At 66.6% G+C, this 16,054-nt stretch carries 17 protein-coding genes; 11 read left to right on the top strand and 6 right to left on the bottom strand.

The features are described from left to right. Positions 1 to 104: 104 nt before the first annotated feature. The 9 genes from rpmH (at position 105) to G3I41_RS06145 (ending at position 6,751) form a co-directional block, all read left to right on the top strand. Positions 105 to 242, top strand: coding sequence for a 50S ribosomal protein L34 (gene rpmH, locus G3I41_RS06105; protein ID WP_006348049.1), 138 nt, complete (start codon positions 105 to 107; stop codon positions 240 to 242). Between the two features lie 21 nt (positions 243 to 263). Continuing rightward, positions 264 to 635, top strand: a complete 372-nt coding sequence (rnpA, locus tag G3I41_RS06110) for a ribonuclease P protein component (RefSeq protein ID WP_164399269.1) — start codon at positions 264 to 266, stop codon at positions 633 to 635. After that, entirely contained in the window at positions 632 to 991 is a 360-nt protein-coding gene (gene yidD, locus G3I41_RS06115) for a membrane protein insertion efficiency factor YidD (RefSeq protein ID WP_164399270.1), read from the top strand. The genes rnpA and yidD overlap by 4 nt, the downstream gene beginning before the upstream one ends. A gap of 3 nt (positions 992 to 994) precedes the next feature. Then, a complete protein-coding gene (gene yidC / locus G3I41_RS06120; protein ID WP_164399271.1) occupies positions 995 to 2,254 on the top strand; it encodes a membrane protein insertase YidC in 1,260 nt (419 codons plus the stop codon). A 14-nt stretch (positions 2,255 to 2,268) separates the two neighbouring features. Beyond that, a complete protein-coding gene (locus G3I41_RS06125; protein ID WP_164399272.1) occupies positions 2,269 to 2,778 on the top strand; it encodes a R3H domain-containing nucleic acid-binding protein in 510 nt (169 codons plus the stop codon). Positions 2,779 to 2,887: 109 nt separating this feature from the next. Beyond that, positions 2,888 to 3,604: a 16S rRNA (guanine(527)-N(7))-methyltransferase RsmG gene (rsmG, locus tag G3I41_RS06130; RefSeq protein ID WP_164399273.1), complete on the top strand. Its 717-nt coding sequence runs from the start codon at positions 2,888 to 2,890 to the stop codon at positions 3,602 to 3,604. A 209-nt stretch (positions 3,605 to 3,813) separates the two neighbouring features. Next, entirely contained in the window at positions 3,814 to 4,890 is a 1,077-nt protein-coding gene (locus G3I41_RS06135; RefSeq protein ID WP_164399345.1) for a ParA family protein, read from the top strand. After that, on the top strand, positions 4,887 to 5,972 hold the full coding sequence (locus G3I41_RS06140) for a ParB/RepB/Spo0J family partition protein (protein ID WP_343242064.1): 1,086 nt from the start codon (positions 4,887 to 4,889) through the stop codon (positions 5,970 to 5,972). The genes G3I41_RS06135 and G3I41_RS06140 overlap by 4 nt, the downstream gene beginning before the upstream one ends. A 161-nt stretch (positions 5,973 to 6,133) precedes the next feature. Continuing rightward, positions 6,134 to 6,751 carry a GNAT family N-acetyltransferase gene (locus G3I41_RS06145; protein WP_164399275.1) on the top strand — a complete coding sequence of 206 codons (618 nt, stop codon included), beginning with the start codon at positions 6,134 to 6,136 and terminating at the stop codon, positions 6,749 to 6,751. Positions 6,752 to 6,832: 81 nt separating this feature from the next. Here G3I41_RS06145 and trxA read toward each other — a convergent pair whose 3' ends face one another. The 4 genes from trxA to sigM form a co-directional block, all read right to left on the bottom strand. Further along, the gene (trxA, locus tag G3I41_RS06150; protein WP_164399276.1) at positions 6,833 to 7,162 is read right to left on the bottom strand and encodes a thioredoxin; all 330 of its coding nucleotides are present in this window, start codon (positions 7,160 to 7,162) and stop codon (positions 6,833 to 6,835) included. Positions 7,163 to 7,212: 50 nt separating this feature from the next. Then, a complete protein-coding gene (trxB, locus tag G3I41_RS06155; RefSeq protein ID WP_143622338.1) occupies positions 7,213 to 8,178 on the bottom strand; it encodes a thioredoxin-disulfide reductase in 966 nt (321 codons plus the stop codon). 133 nt (positions 8,179 to 8,311) lie between these two features. Beyond that, complete coding sequence (locus tag G3I41_RS37610; protein WP_343242065.1) at positions 8,312 to 8,566, bottom strand: hypothetical protein; 255 nt, start codon at positions 8,564 to 8,566, stop codon at positions 8,312 to 8,314. 722 nt (positions 8,567 to 9,288) lie between these two features. After that, entirely contained in the window at positions 9,289 to 9,999 is a 711-nt protein-coding gene (gene sigM / locus G3I41_RS06165) for an RNA polymerase sigma factor SigM (RefSeq protein ID WP_164399278.1), read from the bottom strand. Positions 10,000 to 10,531: 532 nt separating this feature from the next. Between sigM and G3I41_RS06170 the strand changes: the two genes are divergently transcribed. Continuing rightward, positions 10,532 to 10,987: a hypothetical protein gene (locus G3I41_RS06170; protein WP_164399279.1), complete on the top strand. Its 456-nt coding sequence runs from the start codon at positions 10,532 to 10,534 to the stop codon at positions 10,985 to 10,987. Between the two features lie 227 nt (positions 10,988 to 11,214). Further along, complete coding sequence (locus tag G3I41_RS06175; RefSeq protein ID WP_164399280.1) at positions 11,215 to 11,988, top strand: hypothetical protein; 774 nt, start codon at positions 11,215 to 11,217, stop codon at positions 11,986 to 11,988. Between the two features lie 34 nt (positions 11,989 to 12,022). On the opposite strand, the gene G3I41_RS06180 is transcribed toward G3I41_RS06175, so the two are convergent. Continuing rightward, complete coding sequence (locus G3I41_RS06180; RefSeq protein WP_164399281.1) at positions 12,023 to 13,759, bottom strand: protein kinase family protein; 1,737 nt, start codon at positions 13,757 to 13,759, stop codon at positions 12,023 to 12,025. A gap of 128 nt (positions 13,760 to 13,887) precedes the next feature. Then, positions 13,888 to 16,044 (bottom strand): murein biosynthesis integral membrane protein MurJ, encoded by a 2,157-nt coding sequence (gene murJ, locus G3I41_RS06185; protein ID WP_164399282.1) that lies wholly within the window; start codon positions 16,042 to 16,044, stop codon positions 13,888 to 13,890. Positions 16,045 to 16,054: the final 10 nt, after the last annotated feature.

A 16,054-nucleotide genomic window follows, 5' to 3' on the forward strand; every position in this document is an offset into this window, starting at 1 on the left:
TTGTGAATGCGGTGCACTAGGGCGTTTACGCGAGTCTCTCGTGGGCGCACGGTGACAGCCAGGCGATGTCCCGCCAACACACGAGTCATTTCTGGAGCCCCCGAGTGAGCAAGCGCACCTTCCAGCCGAACAACCGTCGTCGCGCGAAGACCCACGGCTTCCGGCTGCGTATGCGCACCCGTGCCGGCCGCGCGATTCTCGCGTCCCGCCGTAGCAAGGGTCGCGCCAGCCTGTCCGCCTGATCGCGTACAGGTCGTCATGACGTGCTGCCTTCCGAGAATCGGCTGAGGCGGCGCGAGGACTTCGCGACCGCGGTACGACGAGGACGCCGGGCCGGTCGCCCGCTCCTCGTCGTCCATCTACGTAACGGTGCAACCGACCCGCACGTGCCTGGGGAGAACGTTCCCCCGCCGCGTGCGGGTTTCGTTGTCAGCAAAGCCGTGGGTGGTGCGGTCGTTCGCACAGCGGTGAAGCGCAGGCTTCGCCACCTGGTCCGAGAACGGCTCGCCCTGCTGCCCCCCGGTAGCCTGGTTGTCGTACGAGCGTTGCCCGGAGCGGGCGACGCCGGCCATGAACAGCTGGCCCGAGACCTGGACGCCGCCTTGCAGCGGCTGCTGGGAGGGGGCGTGCGATGAAGTACCCGCTGCTGGCTCTCATCAAGCTGTACCAGTGGACGATCAGCCCACTTCTCGGGCCTGTCTGCCGTTACTACCCGTCGTGTTCCCACTATGGATATACGGCGATCGACCGGCACGGAGCGATCAAGGGAACAGCGCTGACGGCCTGGCGCATCCTGCGATGCAATCCGTGGTCACCCGGCGGCGTGGACTATGTACCACCACGCAAACGTCCGCGTTGGCACGAACTGCTGCGCAGCGCCATACGCGGCGGCAAGGGCGGGGACTCCGCCGCTGACGTGCCTCCCGGGGGTTCGGCCACCGAGCTCCCGAGTTCGGCCGCAGAGACTTCGCCCAATGCTCAAGGAGCCTGATTAGTGGACACGATTGCCAGTCTGTTCAGCTTCATCACCTGGCCCGTCTCCTGGGTCATCGTCCAGTTCCACAAGTTGTACGGGGCGATCTTCGGCCCTGACACCGGATGGGCCTGGGGCCTGTCCATCGTGTCCCTCGTGGTGCTCATCCGCATCTGTCTGATCCCGCTGTTCGTCAAGCAGATCAAGTCGACGCGGAACATGCAGCTGCTCCAGCCGAAGATGAAGGCGATCCAGGAGCGCTACAAGAGCGACAAGCAGCGTCAGTCCGAAGAGATGATGAAGCTGTACAAGGAGACGGGTACCAACCCGCTCTCCTCGTGCCTGCCGATCATCGCGCAGTCGCCGTTCTTCTTCGCGCTGTACCACGTACTCTCCGCGATCGCGTCGAACAAGAAGATCGGCGTCATCGACCAGTCGCTGCTGGACAGCGCCCGTCAGGCCCACATCTTCGGTGCTCCGCTGGCCGCCAAGTTCATGGACAGCGCGGAGAAGGTCGACGCCCTCGGGGCTTCGCTGACCGACGTCCGGGTCGTCACCGCGGTCATGATCGTGATGATGTCGGCCTCGCAGTTCTTCACGCAGCGCCAGCTGATGACGAAGAACGTCGACCTGACGGTCAAGACGCCGTACATGCAGCAGCAGAAGATGCTGATGTACATCTTCCCGCTGATCTTCGCGGTCATGGGCATCAACTTCCCCGTCGGTGTCCTCGTCTACTGGCTCACCACGAACGTCTGGACCATGGGTCAGCAGATGTACGTGATCAACCAGAACCCGACGCCGGGCAGCAAGGCCCAGGAGCAGTACCTCGGGCGCGTGCTGAAGAGCGTCACCGCGCACGGCGAGGTCCGTGGCCGGACCCGGCGCAACACCGTCAAGCGGATCGTGGCCAAGGGCCCGGACCGCAACGACATCGAGCGGAAGTTCGTCGTCGGACTGGCCAAGCTGGGGCTCGCTCCCCAGGAGGACGGCACGGTGGCCAAGAGCGACACGGCCGTCGCCGAGGCGGAGGGTGGCACCTCGCAGCGCCGTCAGCAGCCCAAGCGGCAGACGAAGGCGCAGCGCCAGACCGGTGCGGCCCATCAGGGTGGAAAGGACGACGACGCCGACGAGCCGGCGTCCAAGACCTCCCTGAAGAAGAGCACCGCGCAGGACGACAAGTCGAAGCCGGCGGGCAAGACCGCATCCGGCTCCTCACGCCAAGCCAAGTCCGGACAGCGCAAGGGCCCGCAGCGGCCCAAGCACCCGTCCAAGAAGTAAGAAGGAGTCCATCCGTGACGGAAGGCACCACCTCCACGGCCGCTGAGGGCAGCGACACCCTGACCCGCCTTGAGCAGGAAGGGGAGATCGCAGCGGACTACCTTGAGGGTCTGCTGGACATCGCCGACCTCGACGGCGACATCGACATGGACGTCGAGGCGGACCGGGCCGCGGTCTCGATCATCAGCGACTCGGCGCGCGAACTGCAGAAGCTCGTGGGTCGCGACGGTGAGGTCCTGGAGGCGCTTCAGGAGCTGACGCGGCTCGCCGTGCACCGGGAGACCGGTGATCGGAGCCGTCTGATGCTGGACATCGCCGGGTTCCGGGCGAAGAAGCGCACGGAGCTCGCCGGGCTGGGTGCCACGGCGGCGGACAAGGTCAAGAGCACCGGTGAGCCGGTGAAGCTGGACCCGATGACGCCCTTCGAGCGCAAGGTCGTGCACGACGCGGTCGCCGCGGCCGGCCTGCGCAGCGAATCGGAGGGCGAGGAGCCGCAGCGCTTCGTCGTCGTCCTGCCGGCCTGACCGGCTCCTTACCTGTCGGCCCCGTCTGTTCGCAGACGGGGCCGATCTTTGTCAGCCTGATAGACAGCCACCCATGGTTGGTAGTGCGGTACGGAAGGACGGTCCCCCTGTGACGGAGGAAGTAGCGCTTCCCCAGGCGCCCGACGAGGCCCGGGAAGTGTTCGGTGAGCGCTTTCCCGAGGCTGTCCGGTACGCGGAACTGCTGGCGGACGCGGGGGTCACGCGCGGACTGATCGGGCCGCGCGAGGTCCCCCGTCTGTGGGAGAGGCACCTGCTGAACTGTGCGGTGCTCTCCGAGGTCGTTCCCGAGGGGGTCACGGTCTGCGACGTGGGGTCGGGGGCCGGGCTGCCGGGCATTCCCCTGGCTCTGGTGCGCCCTGACCTGAAGATCACCCTGCTGGAACCGCTGCTGCGCCGGACGAACTTTCTCCAAGAGGTCGTGGAACTGCTGGGGCTCGACCATGTGACGGTTGTCCGCGGGCGGGCCGAGGAGGTTCTCGGCTCCTTGCAGCCGGTGCACGTGGTGACAGCGCGGGCGGTGGCCCCGCTGGACCGGCTGGCCGGCTGGGGTGTGCCCCTGCTGCGTCCGTACGGCGAGATGCTCGCGCTCAAGGGCGACACCGCCGAGGAGGAGATCAACGGGGCGCGTGCCGCGCTCAGCAAGCTGGGTGTGGTGGACACCGAGGTGCTGCACGTCGGCGAGGGCGTGGTCGACCCGACGTCCACCGTCGTCCGGGTGGTGGTCGGCGAGAGCCCGGGCGGTGTGAGGTTCGCCGCAAAGCGAGCCAAGGCAGCGCGGACCAGCCGGACGCGACGTCGTCGCTGAGCCCTGCGCGGAGTGTCGTGCCTCCGTGGCTACGCTGCGGAGGCATCGTGTTTCACGTGAAACGTCGTTCTCTGCTGCATGGAATCATCGGCCGCGGTCATGAGGCGGCCGCCCCTCCCCATCGCAGGCCCGTTAGGGCTACGGAGTTGTCCACAGAAGTGGTTTCATCCACAGAAGAGCGGGCCTCGCTGGTTCACGACCCCGAAACCATGACAGGCTCTGCTCATTGCGAGCCTGAAGTCGAGGAGAGTGAATCCTTGCGGTCCGACGCCAACATCGCGGGGCCGATGACCGATCCGGTCCCCGGCCCCCGAACCGAATCGGCGGGGAACGGTGTTTCACGTGAAACACCGCCGCCGATGGACGACACACCCATCGGTCGTGCGGCCCAGCTGGCGGTGGAGGCCCTTGGCCGAGCCGGCGAGGGGCTGCCGCGGCCCGAGCAGACCCGCGTCATGGTCGTGGCCAACCAGAAGGGCGGGGTGGGCAAGACCACCTCGACGGTCAACCTCGCCGCGTCGCTGGCACTTCACGGGGCACGGGTTCTGGTGGTGGACCTCGACCCGCAGGGCAATGCCTCGACGGCTCTGGGTATCGATCATCACGCCGAAGTTCCCTCAATCTATGACGTCCTGGTGGAGAGCAAGCCGCTCTCCGACGTGGTTCAGCCCGTCCCGGACGTCGAAGGTCTCTTCTGTGCCCCAGCCACCATCGATCTCGCCGGTGCGGAGATCGAGCTGGTGTCGCTGGTGGCGCGGGAGAGTCGACTCCAGCGCGCCATCCAGGCGTATGAGCAGCCGCTGGATTACATCCTGATCGACTGCCCGCCCTCGCTGGGCCTGCTGACGGTCAACGCGCTGGTGGCCGGCGCGGAGGTGCTGATCCCCATCCAGTGTGAGTACTACGCACTGGAGGGCCTGGGCCAGCTCCTGCGGAACGTGGAGCTGGTACGGGGCCACTTGAATCCGGACCTGCATGTCTCGACCATCCTGCTCACCATGTACGACGGCCGGACCCGGCTGGCGTCGCAGGTCGCGGAGGAGGTTCGCACCCACTTCGGCAAGGAAGTGCTGAGGACCAGCATCCCCCGGTCGGTCCGTATTTCCGAGGCACCGAGCTACGGGCAGACCGTGCTTACCTACGACCCTGGGTCCAGCGGTTCGCTGTCGTACCTCGAAGCAGCCCGCGAGATCGCGCTACGAGGCGTTGGGGTGCACTACGAGGGACAGCACGCCCACACGGGCGGTTCGATCAGTCAGCAGAGCAATTCGGAGGGGATCCAGTGAGTGAGCGTCGTCGAGGGTTGGGGCGAGGGCTCGGTGCCCTGATCCCAGCCGCTCCACAGGAGAAGCAGCTGTCGTCCGCCGGCTCCGGGGCCTCGTCGCCCGTTCTGACCACGGAGCGGGGTGTGGCAGCCGCCAAGGTGGCCACACTCGGGGCCACTCCCCTCGTGCCGGAGCCGAGCTCGCCGATGTCGGAGTCCGAGCCGACGGGCTCGGGCGATGTGGCCGGCGCGTACTTCGCCGAGGTGCCGCTCGACTCCATCACACCGAATCCGCGTCAGCCGCGTGAGGTCTTTGACGAGGACGCGCTCGCGGAGCTGGTCACCTCCATCAAGGAGGTCGGCCTTCTCCAGCCGGTCGTGGTGCGCAAGATCGGGGCTGACCGCTTCGAGCTCATCATGGGCGAACGGCGCTGGAGGGCCTGCCGCGAGGCGGGCCTGGAGCGCATCCCGGCCATCGTCCGGGCTACGGACGACGAGAAGCTGCTCCTGGACGCCCTCCTGGAGAACCTGCACCGGGCTCAACTGAACCCGTTGGAAGAAGCCGCCGCGTACGACCAGCTGCTCAAGGACTTCAAGTGCACGCATGACCAGCTGGCGGACCGGATCGGCCGTTCCCGGCCGCAGGTGTCCAACACGCTGCGTCTGCTGCGGTTGTCTCCCCCGGTGCAGCGCAGGGTCGCCGCCGGGGTGCTGTCGGCGGGCCACGCGCGCGCACTGCTGTCCGTGGACAACTCCGAGGAGCAGGACAAACTGGCCCATCGCATCGTGGCCGAAGGGCTCTCGGTGCGTGCGGTCGAGGAGATCGTGACGCTCATGGGCTCCAGGCCCACGAGTGCCAAGAAGGCCAAGGGCCCCCGGGCAGGGACGCGGCTCTCCCCGGCGCTCTCGGATCTGGCGTCGCGGCTCTCCGACCGGTTCGAGACCCGGGTGAAGGTCGACCTCGGGCAGAAGAAGGGCAAGATCGTCGTGGAGTTCGCCTCAATGGAGGACCTGGAGCGCATCCTCGGCAGCCTCGCTCCGGGCGAGGGCCGAGTGCTGGACCACGCTCCCTCCGAGGAGTCGGCCGAGACCGACGAGAGCTGACGCACGCCGAACGATGAGGGCGGGCTGTATTCCGGTGCACGGAATACAGCCCGCCCTTTGCTCTGTCACGGTGTCGGCTTGATCCGGCGGTGGCTACGATGCGTTCTGGCAGGGCATTTCCGTCCATGAGCAGTGGGCGCGAGAAGTGAGGAACAGCCTTCATGGGGCGTCGGCTCGTACCGCTCACGCTGGACAACCTTCCCGACCTTCCCCGGCGCTGCCGCTCCTGTGTCTTCTGGGAGCTCGACCCCGTCAGCGGAGAGGCCGCCGTCAAGAGCGGGACATCCGACCGGGAGAAGGAGGCGTGGATCTCCGGAGTCCTTCTGGAGTGGGGCTCCTGCGGGCGGGTGGTCTACGTCGATGACGTGCCGGCCGGCTTCGTGCTCTACGCACCACCCGCGTACGTTCCACGCGCCACCGCCTTCCCGACGAGTCCCGTCTCCCCTGATGCGGTTCAGCTGATGACGGCGCTGATCATGCCGGGTTACCGGGGACAAGGGCTGGGACGGGTCATGGTGCAGACGGTCGCCAAGGACCTCATCCGCCGGGGCTTCAAGGCGATCGAAGCGTTTGGAGATGCCCGGTGGAAGGAGTCGGCCTGTGTGCTGCCTGCCGATCACCTTCTGGCGGTGGGGTTCAAGACGGTGCGTCCGCACCCGGTGCATCCTCGGCTTCGGCTGGAACTGCGGACGACGCTCTCCTGGAAGGAAGACGTTGAGATGGCCTTGGACCGGCTCCTGGGGGCCGTACAGAAGGAACCTGCGCTGCGGCCGTTGTGAAGGGTTGCCGAAGCATGAAAACGGGCTCGTCCTAGGAAGGACGAGCCCGTTTCACGTGAAACAACTGAGGCAGGTTCTGCCTTACTCGGCGATGAAGCCCGCGAGGTCGCGGAGGATCGCAGCCTTCGGCTTGGCGCCGACGATGGTCTTGGCGACCTCCCCGCCCTGGTAGACGTTCAGGGTCGGGATGGACATGACGCCGTACTTGGCAGCGGTGGCCGGGTTCTCGTCGATGTTGAGCTTCACGATCTCGATCTCGCCGTGCTCGGCCGCGATGGCCTCCAGCGACGGGGCGATCTGGCGGCACGGGCCGCACCAGGCAGCCCAGAAGTCCACCAGCACAGGCTTGTCGCTCTTGAGGACGACCTCTTCGAAGGAGTCGTCAGTCACGTTCTTCAGGGCGCCGGCCACGGCGGCCTCCTAACTTCGCGGGGTGTGTGGGGATGTGAGTGAGGCGTTGGTCAGACGGCGGCCGCGGGTGCGGCCTTCTCGTCGTCGGCGAGTGCGGCGAGGAAGCGCTCGGCGTCGAGGGCGGCGGAGCAGCCGGTGCCGGCCGCGGTGATCGCCTGGCGGTAGGTGTGGTCGACAACGTCGCCCGCGCCGAAGACACCGGACAGGTTGGTGCGCGTCGAGGGAGCGGCGACCTTCAGGTAGCCCTCGTCGTCGAGGTCGAGCTGCCCCTTGAAGAGTTCGGTGCGCGGGTCGTGGCCGACGGCGATGAACAGGCCGGTCACGGGCAGCTCGGACGTCTCGCCGGTCTTGGTGTTGCGCAGCGTCACTCCGGAGAGCTTCTGCTCGCCGTTGACACCGGCGACCTCGCTGTCCCATGCGAACTTGATCTTCGGATCGGCGAAGGCGCGTTCCTGCATCGTCTTGGAGGCGCGCAGGGTGTCGCGACGGTGGATGATGGTGACCGACTTGGCGAAGCGCGAGAGGAAGGTCGCCTCCTCCATCGCGGTGTCGCCACCGCCGACCACGGCGATGTCCTGGTCCTTGAAGAAGAAGCCGTCGCAGGTCGCGCACCAGGAGACACCGCGTCCGGAGAGAGCGTCCTCGTTGGGGAGTCCGAGCTTGCGGTGCTGGGAGCCCGTGGTCACGATGACCGCCTTGGCCCGGTGGACGGTGCCGGCCGTGTCGGTGACGGTCTTGATGTCACCGGTCAGGTCGACGGAGACCACGTCGTCCGGGACCAGTTCGGCGCCGAAACGCTCGGCCTGGGCACGCATGTTGTCCATGAGCTCGGGGCCCATGATGCCGTCCTGGAAGCCCGGGAAGTTCTCCACGTCGGTGGTGTTCATGAGCGCACCACCGGCGGTGACGGCCCCCTCGAAGACCAGCGGCTTCAGCGAGGCGCGCGCGGTGTACAGGGCGGCTGTGTAGCCGGCTGGACCGGAGCCGATGATGATCACATTACGCACGTCGCTCACGGGTTTCTTCCTCGTCTCTGCAGACTGCCTACTGTCCACGCCTACTGGGGCCGGTTCAACGACTCTCACCCCACCCAACGGATCCTACGGGGGATGCATTCCCGACGTGCCGGGGCGGCTGGCGGGGCGGTTCTCAGGGGCGTGCGTAGGTGTGCGTCAGCAGCAGCTTCCCCTTGGCGGGAGGCTCGGTTCCCACACACGCCGCGTCGACGACATACGCCTGGACGCTGGACGGGTCCGTGGGATGAGGCAGGACGACGAGGAAGGCGTCGGTGCCCTCGTAGCTGCCCCTCTCGATGGCGAGGGCCGGGCTGTTCCGGCCGATGCCCTCTTCCACGCAAGCGGGGACGACCACGGCGGGGGCCCGGAGGGGCGACTCGGGGGACACGGAGTCCGAGGGGTCCGCCTGGAGCGAGGGAAGGGTCTGGGGCGAGGACTGGGATCCGACAGAGGGGTCCTCTCCAGTGTCCTTCGAAGCCCGTGGGCTCTCTGTGCTGGGGCTCGGGCCGAGCAGTGCGTGTACCCGGCCCTCAAGGGTGGCTGCGGAGAAGTCCTGCGATCGGCTCTTCGGAGCTGTGGCCGCTGACTCCCGACTGAACCCGGAGGCGGTATCGCTGCTCGACGATCCCGGGACGTTCTGCAGCATGAAGACACTCATGCCGACCAGGGCAGCGGCCCCCAGTGCGGAGGCGAGCACAGTGGTGGGGCGGCGCCTCCGAGCGGGGTGCCGCCCGGGGCCTGTGTTCGCGCGCCCGTGGCCGGCCGGGCGATCCGGGGCGTGTGGCCGCGGTGGAGGACCTCCGGCTATGTGCGCGAACTCTGTTTCACGTGAAACATCGGACGACGCGTCCAGCTCCGCGCAACGAGCGCGCACCTCGGCGGCGAGAGCGGCATCGATTCGCTCGGCGATGTCTGTGGGCATGGGCTCGGGGGCGGGCAGTTCACCGAGCAGCCCGCGCATCTCTTCCAATGCGGCGAGCACATCGCTGCAGGGCTCACAGACGTCCAGGTGACTGCGGATCTCGGCCGCGCGACCTTCAGGAAGCAGGTCTTCGGTCAGGTCGGAGATTTCCGAGACTTCCGGATGCTGGGTCGTGCCGGGTGTTGATGTCATCGGTGTCCACCTCCGCCCTTCGTCACAGTGGGGTCGCTCGTGCGCGCGTCTCGTGGTTCGGCTGCAGGTGGGACGGATGCTCTGGGCGTCCGGTTCCCTTCCGCACTGGACACTTCTCCGGTGCGCCCAGTGCCGCGAAGATGCACCAGCAGGGGAGCCAGGCGGGCGCGGCCCCGTGCGCAGCGGCTCTTCACGGTGCCCACGGGCACCTCAAGAATGCGAGCGGCCTCCGCCACCGGGTACCCCTGCATGTCCACGAGGACGAGCGCCGCGCGCTGCTCGGCGGGGAGGGTGGCCAATGCGGCGAGGAGTTCGCGGTGGAGATCCTGGCGTTCTGCCGGTGCCTCCGCGGACTCATGCGGTTCCAGCAGCTGGTCGAGCCGTTCTGGGTCGTCGACGGGCGAGGTTTTCCGGAACGCTGCCTTACGTATGCGGTCGAGGCAGGCGTTCACCGTGATGCGGTGGAGCCAGGTGGTGACGGCGGACTGGCCTCGAAAGGTGTGGGCGGCGCGGAAGGCGGAGATCAGGGCGTCCTGTACGGCGTCTGCCGCCTCTTCGCGATCGCCCAGCGTCCGCAGGGCCACGGCCCACAACCGGTCGCGATGGCGCTGTACGAGTTCACCGAAGGCGTTCGGTTCGCCGGCTACATGCTGAGCCAGAAGGTCCTGGTCGGTCGTCGGACGAAGGTCATCAGCCACTGGCTCCATGATCCCCCTCACCGTCCTCGACCTTACCCGTATTCAAACCAGCAGGTCCCCGAAAGTAAATGGGGGGATCTGCCGACGCAGCAATTGCTGACCGCCCCACCCCTCTCGTCCTGACCGGATGGAGATTTCCGGCAGCGTTCCAACGGCCTTCCGGTAACCAACCCGTTGATCTGGTGGTTCGTCCTGGTGGCTGCTGCCGGATGCAAGGCCGCCTGACGAGGAGAACCGCGCCGCCCAGTGCGCCGGAGTACTGCCGTGCACTCAGACAGTTCGTGGACCATTTCGCGTTCCCCGCCACCAGCACCATGTCCTGACCGCCGAGTCCACCGACGACCAGGCAGGCGGTCTCCTGGTAAGCCTGCTCGTGGTCGAACCGGAACTACAGCTGACGTAGCAGGCCGCAGGGCACGACCCAAATCGCTGAACCTTGAAGTCTTATTGCCGGAAATTTAATGATATTGACATCTTGACACAGCGATGTGGATCATGAAATTTTCATGGCTCCACTTTGCGTCCACATGAAGGGTTTCTCGTGAAGAGGTTGATTTCCTCGGTAGTTACGGTCGCCGCTGTGGCAGGAGCTGCCGGATTTATCGCAGCTCCGTCGGCCTCGGCGGCTCCCGAGTGCACTGCTGAGTATGCGTACGACAAGATATGCCTGTTCGAGAACGGTGGGCAGTATCTCAACGGGAAGTCGAGAATCGACCTCTACTCCCGGAGTTCATGGGCCAACATCACCTACACCGGGACAAGCACGGCCCTCTATAAGGGTGATGGAGTGCTTACCAATGTCAGTGGGGCAACCAACTGGGACCCGGACAGCCGTGTGGCCATTTATTACAACTCCAACTACGCAGGTCCGTGTTTCACGATCAAGCCGCACGGCATTGTCTTTTTCAGGAGTGTGGGCTTGAGTAATGGCAGGGTCGCAAACGACAACATGAACTCTCACCGGTTCAATGTTACTTGTGGATCGATTTACGGCTAGTTTCCACCGCCGCGGCGCCCTTCCTGTAAAGGCGGGGCGCCCTTCCGTTTGTGAAGGTTATGAATCCTCGACGATCATTTTTTTGCACACTCCCGATGGTCGGCCTCCTTGCGGTCGGTTGCTCTTCGGCCGCTGTGCCGTCTGATCTGCACTCAGATCCTGGCAAACGAAAAGAATCTGCCCCCTCGGTAGGCGTCGTAGTGCGAGGATCCGACATCAAGCTTCCCATGGACGCATATGTGGAATCACCTGAGCAAGCCCAAGTGAATGACCTGGCAGTTCAGGAACTGGCTTACTCGTGCATGAAGGAACGCGGCTTCAAGTGGTCTAAGCCGGTGCAGAACGAAACAAGTGAAATGGCTTCATCTCCCATGAACGCCCGCCGATACGGCGTCATCGAGGGACCTGAAGTGCGTAAATGGGGTTACCATCCACCGTCCGGGCCCGACTCGGATTCTCGGGAACAGAAAAACCTCGAGAAGGAATTCAAACCGGATGCCAGAGCTGTCGAGGCGTACATGGGTGTGGCGCCTGACGAGGACGTGAGCCGTGAAAGCACCTCATCCAAGAAAGGGTGCTTGGGGCGGGCGCAGGCGGACATTTTTGGGGAAAGGAAAGAAGATTCAAAATGGAAGGAACTGCTGAAGTATCATTCTCAATCTTTTCTCGATGCCAGCCGTGATCCCGGTGTCGTCGACGCGATGGCTCGTTGGAGCACCTGCATGAAGGGTTTGGGATACAATTATGCGGATATTTGGGGGTCGAATAACGACCCTCGGTGGCAGGTGAGTGAAGTCAGTGCTACTGAAATATCAACCGCGACACATGATGTGCGATGCAAGAGGGAGTCACGCGTTCCCACGGTCCTGCTGTCCGTGGAGACCAAACTCCAGGCGGATTATATTCGACGCCACGCGAAGGACTTTTCCAAGATCAAGCACAACCTTGCGAAGGTGTACGAGCATTCGCTGGAAGTGGTGGGGCCCCGCCGGGCGGGATGAGTTGAGGGTTCGTCCCCGCCCGGCGGATGCGCCATCACTGCGGCGAGGTGCCTAGGAATGAGACATCGGTTATTTTCTGTTTGTACCCGGCCCCGCTGTACTGATCGCCATCGGCGTGCGGTACGGCAGTCAACCAGAGAAGCACATAACGTGATTTTACGGGGCTCTCTGCTCGCGGCTTCGCGAGGGTGCTCGATGTTTCCGAAGTGGCTATCTTCTTCAGCGAGCTGATGGATTCCACGGGGGCCATGGAATCCACCGCATACAGTGAGATTGCGGTGTGATCGCCTCCGTACCGGAGAGCGATTGAAGCGCCTGAAACGTTCTGGGGCGACCCGAGATCGTAAATGATGCCGACCCCCTTCTTGAACGGAGCCAGCACAGGGCCGTCGAGGTAGGTCTTGGTGCGCCAGAACGACGTTCTGTCCTTGTCGTAGGTGCTCTCGACACCGTCGGTGTCCTGCGGCGATCCGTCCGGATAGAACTCGCTGGCCGTGTGGACGGGCAGGACTCTCGGCGTCGTCTGCTTGGGACCCCTCTTCTCGCCGTCCGGGCTGGTCCGAGTGGTCCCCGGGTCACTCGACTTGTTGTCGCGGTCCAGCAGCGTTTCCGCGAGCTGCCAGCTGCCCAGGCCCAGGGCGGCGATCAGCAGAGCGGACACCGCCCACTTCAGGGCCTTGCCGGTGCGGCTCTGCAACGGCGCGGGAGGCACCGGTACGACGGGCTGGGTGACGGCGGGACCGGCCGCCGCCGGCCTTCCGTAGGTGCCCTGCTGGTAGGTGGTCCGCTGGTACTCGGGCGGGGCGGTGAAGACGGGCTCGGGCGGGGGGATGCGGGGCATGGCCGCCACGGCCTTGGCGAGCTCGTCGGGCGTGGTGCACGGCTGCTCCTGGCGGGACGCAGTGGCGCCGTCGTTGGCGAGAGCCCGCATGGCGATCTCGGAGAGGCCCCGGTGGACTCCGGCCCGTACCTGGTCGGGAGGAAGCAGCCCCATCCCCTTGGGCAGTCCGGTGAGCCCGTACGCATCGCTCTCGTACGGCCAGCGCTGAGTCAACGCGGCATACAACAGAGCCCCGATCGCCTCCGTGTCGGCGCGCTGAGGGCTGTCGGACGCGATGCCCCGAAGGGCTGCGTTCACCGCGAGGCCGCGGATGCGGTACTGACCGGACGAGCTGCGCAGCACGGCCCCCGGTGTGAGCCTCAGGTGGGCCAGGCCCTCCCGGTGCGCGGCCGCCATGGCCTGGGAGATCTGGCTGACGAGCTGGTAGGCGTCGTGGGCGTCCATCGGGCCCGCGCTCAGCACCGCTGTGAGCTCGGTGGCGTCGGGAAGCCACTCATGGACGACGTAGACGAGTTCGTCCTCCTCGACGGCGTCGAGGACCTGTACGAAGCGCGGGTCGCCCAGCAGGGCGGAGGACCGGGCGGCCGCCAGGACCGAACGTGCCCGCGGATGGTCTGCGGGCAGGAGGTGGACCCCGACCGCGCGACGCAGCTTCTCGTCGACGGCACGCCAGCTGCTGAACCCGTCCAGACGGGTGACGCATTCCTCCAGCCGGTACCGGCCGGCCAGCTTGTGACCGCTGTGCAGATCCGGGGTGGCCGGGAAGGTCTTCGATGCGGCCTCCTCGCCGTTCCCCTCCTCGGATCCCGTGTCCGCCGCGTCTTGCGCTTCTGCCGTACCGTCGGTCGTGGCCTCGTCCGCCTTGGCGGCCAGCGGCTCGTTCCCGCTGTTGTCGGCCACGTCGACGGCAGCCGTGCTACGTTCCGCCACCGTCGTTCCTGCCTCCCCATCCGTTGCGCGATGCCAGCCAGCTCTGCACAGTCACGCCAATTGTGCCCACACTCCGGCGCTATGCACGACACGCGGAGACCGGCGATGGTTGTGCGGGCCGGTCGGCCTCAGCGGCCGAGCCGCCCTCTGACCATGCCGACCATGCCGTTGATCTCCTCGATCCGCATTCTCCTCGCCGCGACGAAGAACACTCCCAGCAGCAGGGCACCGCCGCAGATCAGCGCGGCGAGCGCGCCGAGGGCGCCTTCCCCGAGTACCCGCAGGAGGCCGAAGCCCACGGCGCCGCCGACCACGGTGGCGGGCAGTGCGGCGAGGCACAGCCTGGCGTAGGTCCGGACCACCCGCGCGCCGTCCAGGTCGCCGCCCAGGCGGTTGCGCAGCCGGCGCCAGGCGATCCCGACGCCGACTGCGTAGGCCAGACCGTACGAGGCGGCCATGCCGACCACGGCCCACTGGGCGGGCAGCACGACGTAGCAGACAGCGGAGGCGGCCGCGTTGACCAGGGCGACGATGACGGTGTTGTAGAAGGGGGTGCGGGTGTCCTCGTACGCGTAGAACCCGCGCAGCACCACGTACTGCACGGAGTAGGGGATCAGACCGAGGCCGAAGGCCATCAGGATGAAGCCCATGGAGCGGGCGGCCTCGGGGCCGCTGGACGAGTAGAGCAGGGTGCACATCGGCACACCCAGGGCGAGGAACGCGAAGGCGACCGGGACGATGGCCACGGCGGAGTTGCGGAGTCCCTGCGAGATGTCGTCGCGGACGGCGCCGGGGTCGTTGTCGTGGGCGGCCCGGGAGATCCGGGGCAGCAGGGCGGCCATGACCGAGACAGTGATGATCGCCTGCGGCATGCCCCAGATCAGCTGGGCGTTGGAGTAGGCGAGGAAGCCCGCGCCGTCTGTTCCGGATGCCTTGCCGGCCGAGGTCGCGAGCTGGGTGACGACCAGCACACCGGCCTGGTTGGCGAAGACGAACAGCACCGTCCACTTCGCGAGCTTTATCGTCTTGCCCAGCCCGTGGCCCTTCCAGTCGAACCGCGGGCGGAAGCGGAAGCCGGCCTCGCGCAGGTACGGGACCATGGCCAGCGCCTGCACGACCAGACCGAGCAGGGTGCCGATGCCGAGCAGCCGCACGCCCTCCGGCGGGATCGTCTGCACGCCCATGTGGGACTCGTGGGACGTTCCGTAGACCCAGATGAACATCCCGAAGGTGAAGATCATGACGATGTTGTTCAGGACCGGGGTCCACATCATCGCGCCGAACTTCCCACGGGCGTTGAGGATCTGGCCCATCACGACGTGCACACCCATGAAGAAGATGGTGGGCAGGCAGTAACGGGCGAAGGTGACGGCGACGTTGTTGGCCGCCGGGTCGTCCGCGATCGTCGAGGACATCAGCCGGATCAGCCAGGGGGCGGCGAAGACCACCACGGCGACGATGAGGCCGAGTGCGACCATCACCAGGGTCAGCAGCCGGTTGGCGTATGCCTCGCCGCCGTCCTCGTCGTCCTTCATCGAGCGGACGAGCTGGGGGACGAAGACGGAGTTGAGGCCGCCGCCCACGGTGAGGATGTAGATCATCGTGGGCAGCGTGTAGGCGATGGTGAAGCTGTCGCCGAGCAGGGCCGCGCCGAGCGCCGCGGTGATCACGAGGCTGCGGACGAAGCCGGTGAGCCGCGAGACGAGCGTGCCGGCCGCCATGACCGCGCTGGACTTCAGCAGGCTGGAGGCGCGGCCGCCGGACTTGGCCGGTGCCGGGGCGGGCTCGGGCTGGGCTGGTGCCGGAGAGGCGCCCGGGTTCGCGGGTCCCTCCTGATCGCGGAAGAGGTGGGCGAAGGCGTCGGGCTCGTCGCGGTTCGCGGAAGCCTGGGTGACGAGGTCGTCCACACCCACGAACTGGGTCGTCGCGGCATGGTCGCCGTACGGGAGGTGGCGCGAGGGGCCGGCGGGCTCGGGCGGCGGCGTCTGGGCCCAGATACGGGGGTCGGGGGCGTACTGAGGTGCCGGAGGCTGCTGATAGAGCGGCTGCGGCTGTTGGTAGGTGCCAGGAGGCGGCGGCGGGTGCGCGGCGCGGTCGTACAGCGCCTCGTCCACTGGGTCCTGGGCGGAGAGGTCCTGGGCCCGGTACGGGTCGTAGTCGTACGCGGACTGCAGATACGGGTCCGGCGCCGGTTGCTGCTGCGGGTCGTGGGGCACCGGAGGGCCGCCGGAGTAGCCGGCCTCGCCCGTACCCTGACCGCGGTCACCGTCGTACGGCGCGTTCATCGAAACCCCA

It is taken from the genome of Streptomyces sp. SID9727, from assembly GCF_010550605.1.
GTDB lineage: Bacteria > Actinomycetota > Actinomycetes > Streptomycetales > Streptomycetaceae > Streptomyces.

Bases quoted from the DNA above. Each gene is read 5' to 3' on its own strand.
- G3I41_RS06135 (WP_164399345.1), top strand. From the start codon at position 3,814: ATGACAGGCTCTGCTCATTGCGAGCCTGAAGTCGAGGAGAGTGAATCC.
- murJ (WP_164399282.1), bottom strand. From the start codon at position 16,044: ATGAACGCGCCGTACGACGGTGACCGCGGTCAGGGTACGGGCGAGGCC.
- G3I41_RS06145 (WP_164399275.1), top strand. From the start codon at position 6,134: ATGGGGCGTCGGCTCGTACCGCTCACGCTGGACAACCTTCCCGACCTT.
- yidD (WP_164399270.1), top strand. From the start codon at position 632: ATGAAGTACCCGCTGCTGGCTCTCATCAAGCTGTACCAGTGGACGATC.
- G3I41_RS06175 (WP_164399280.1), top strand. From the start codon at position 11,215: ATGGACGCATATGTGGAATCACCTGAGCAAGCCCAAGTGAATGACCTG.
- sigM (WP_164399278.1), bottom strand. From the start codon at position 9,999: ATGGAGCCAGTGGCTGATGACCTTCGTCCGACGACCGACCAGGACCTT.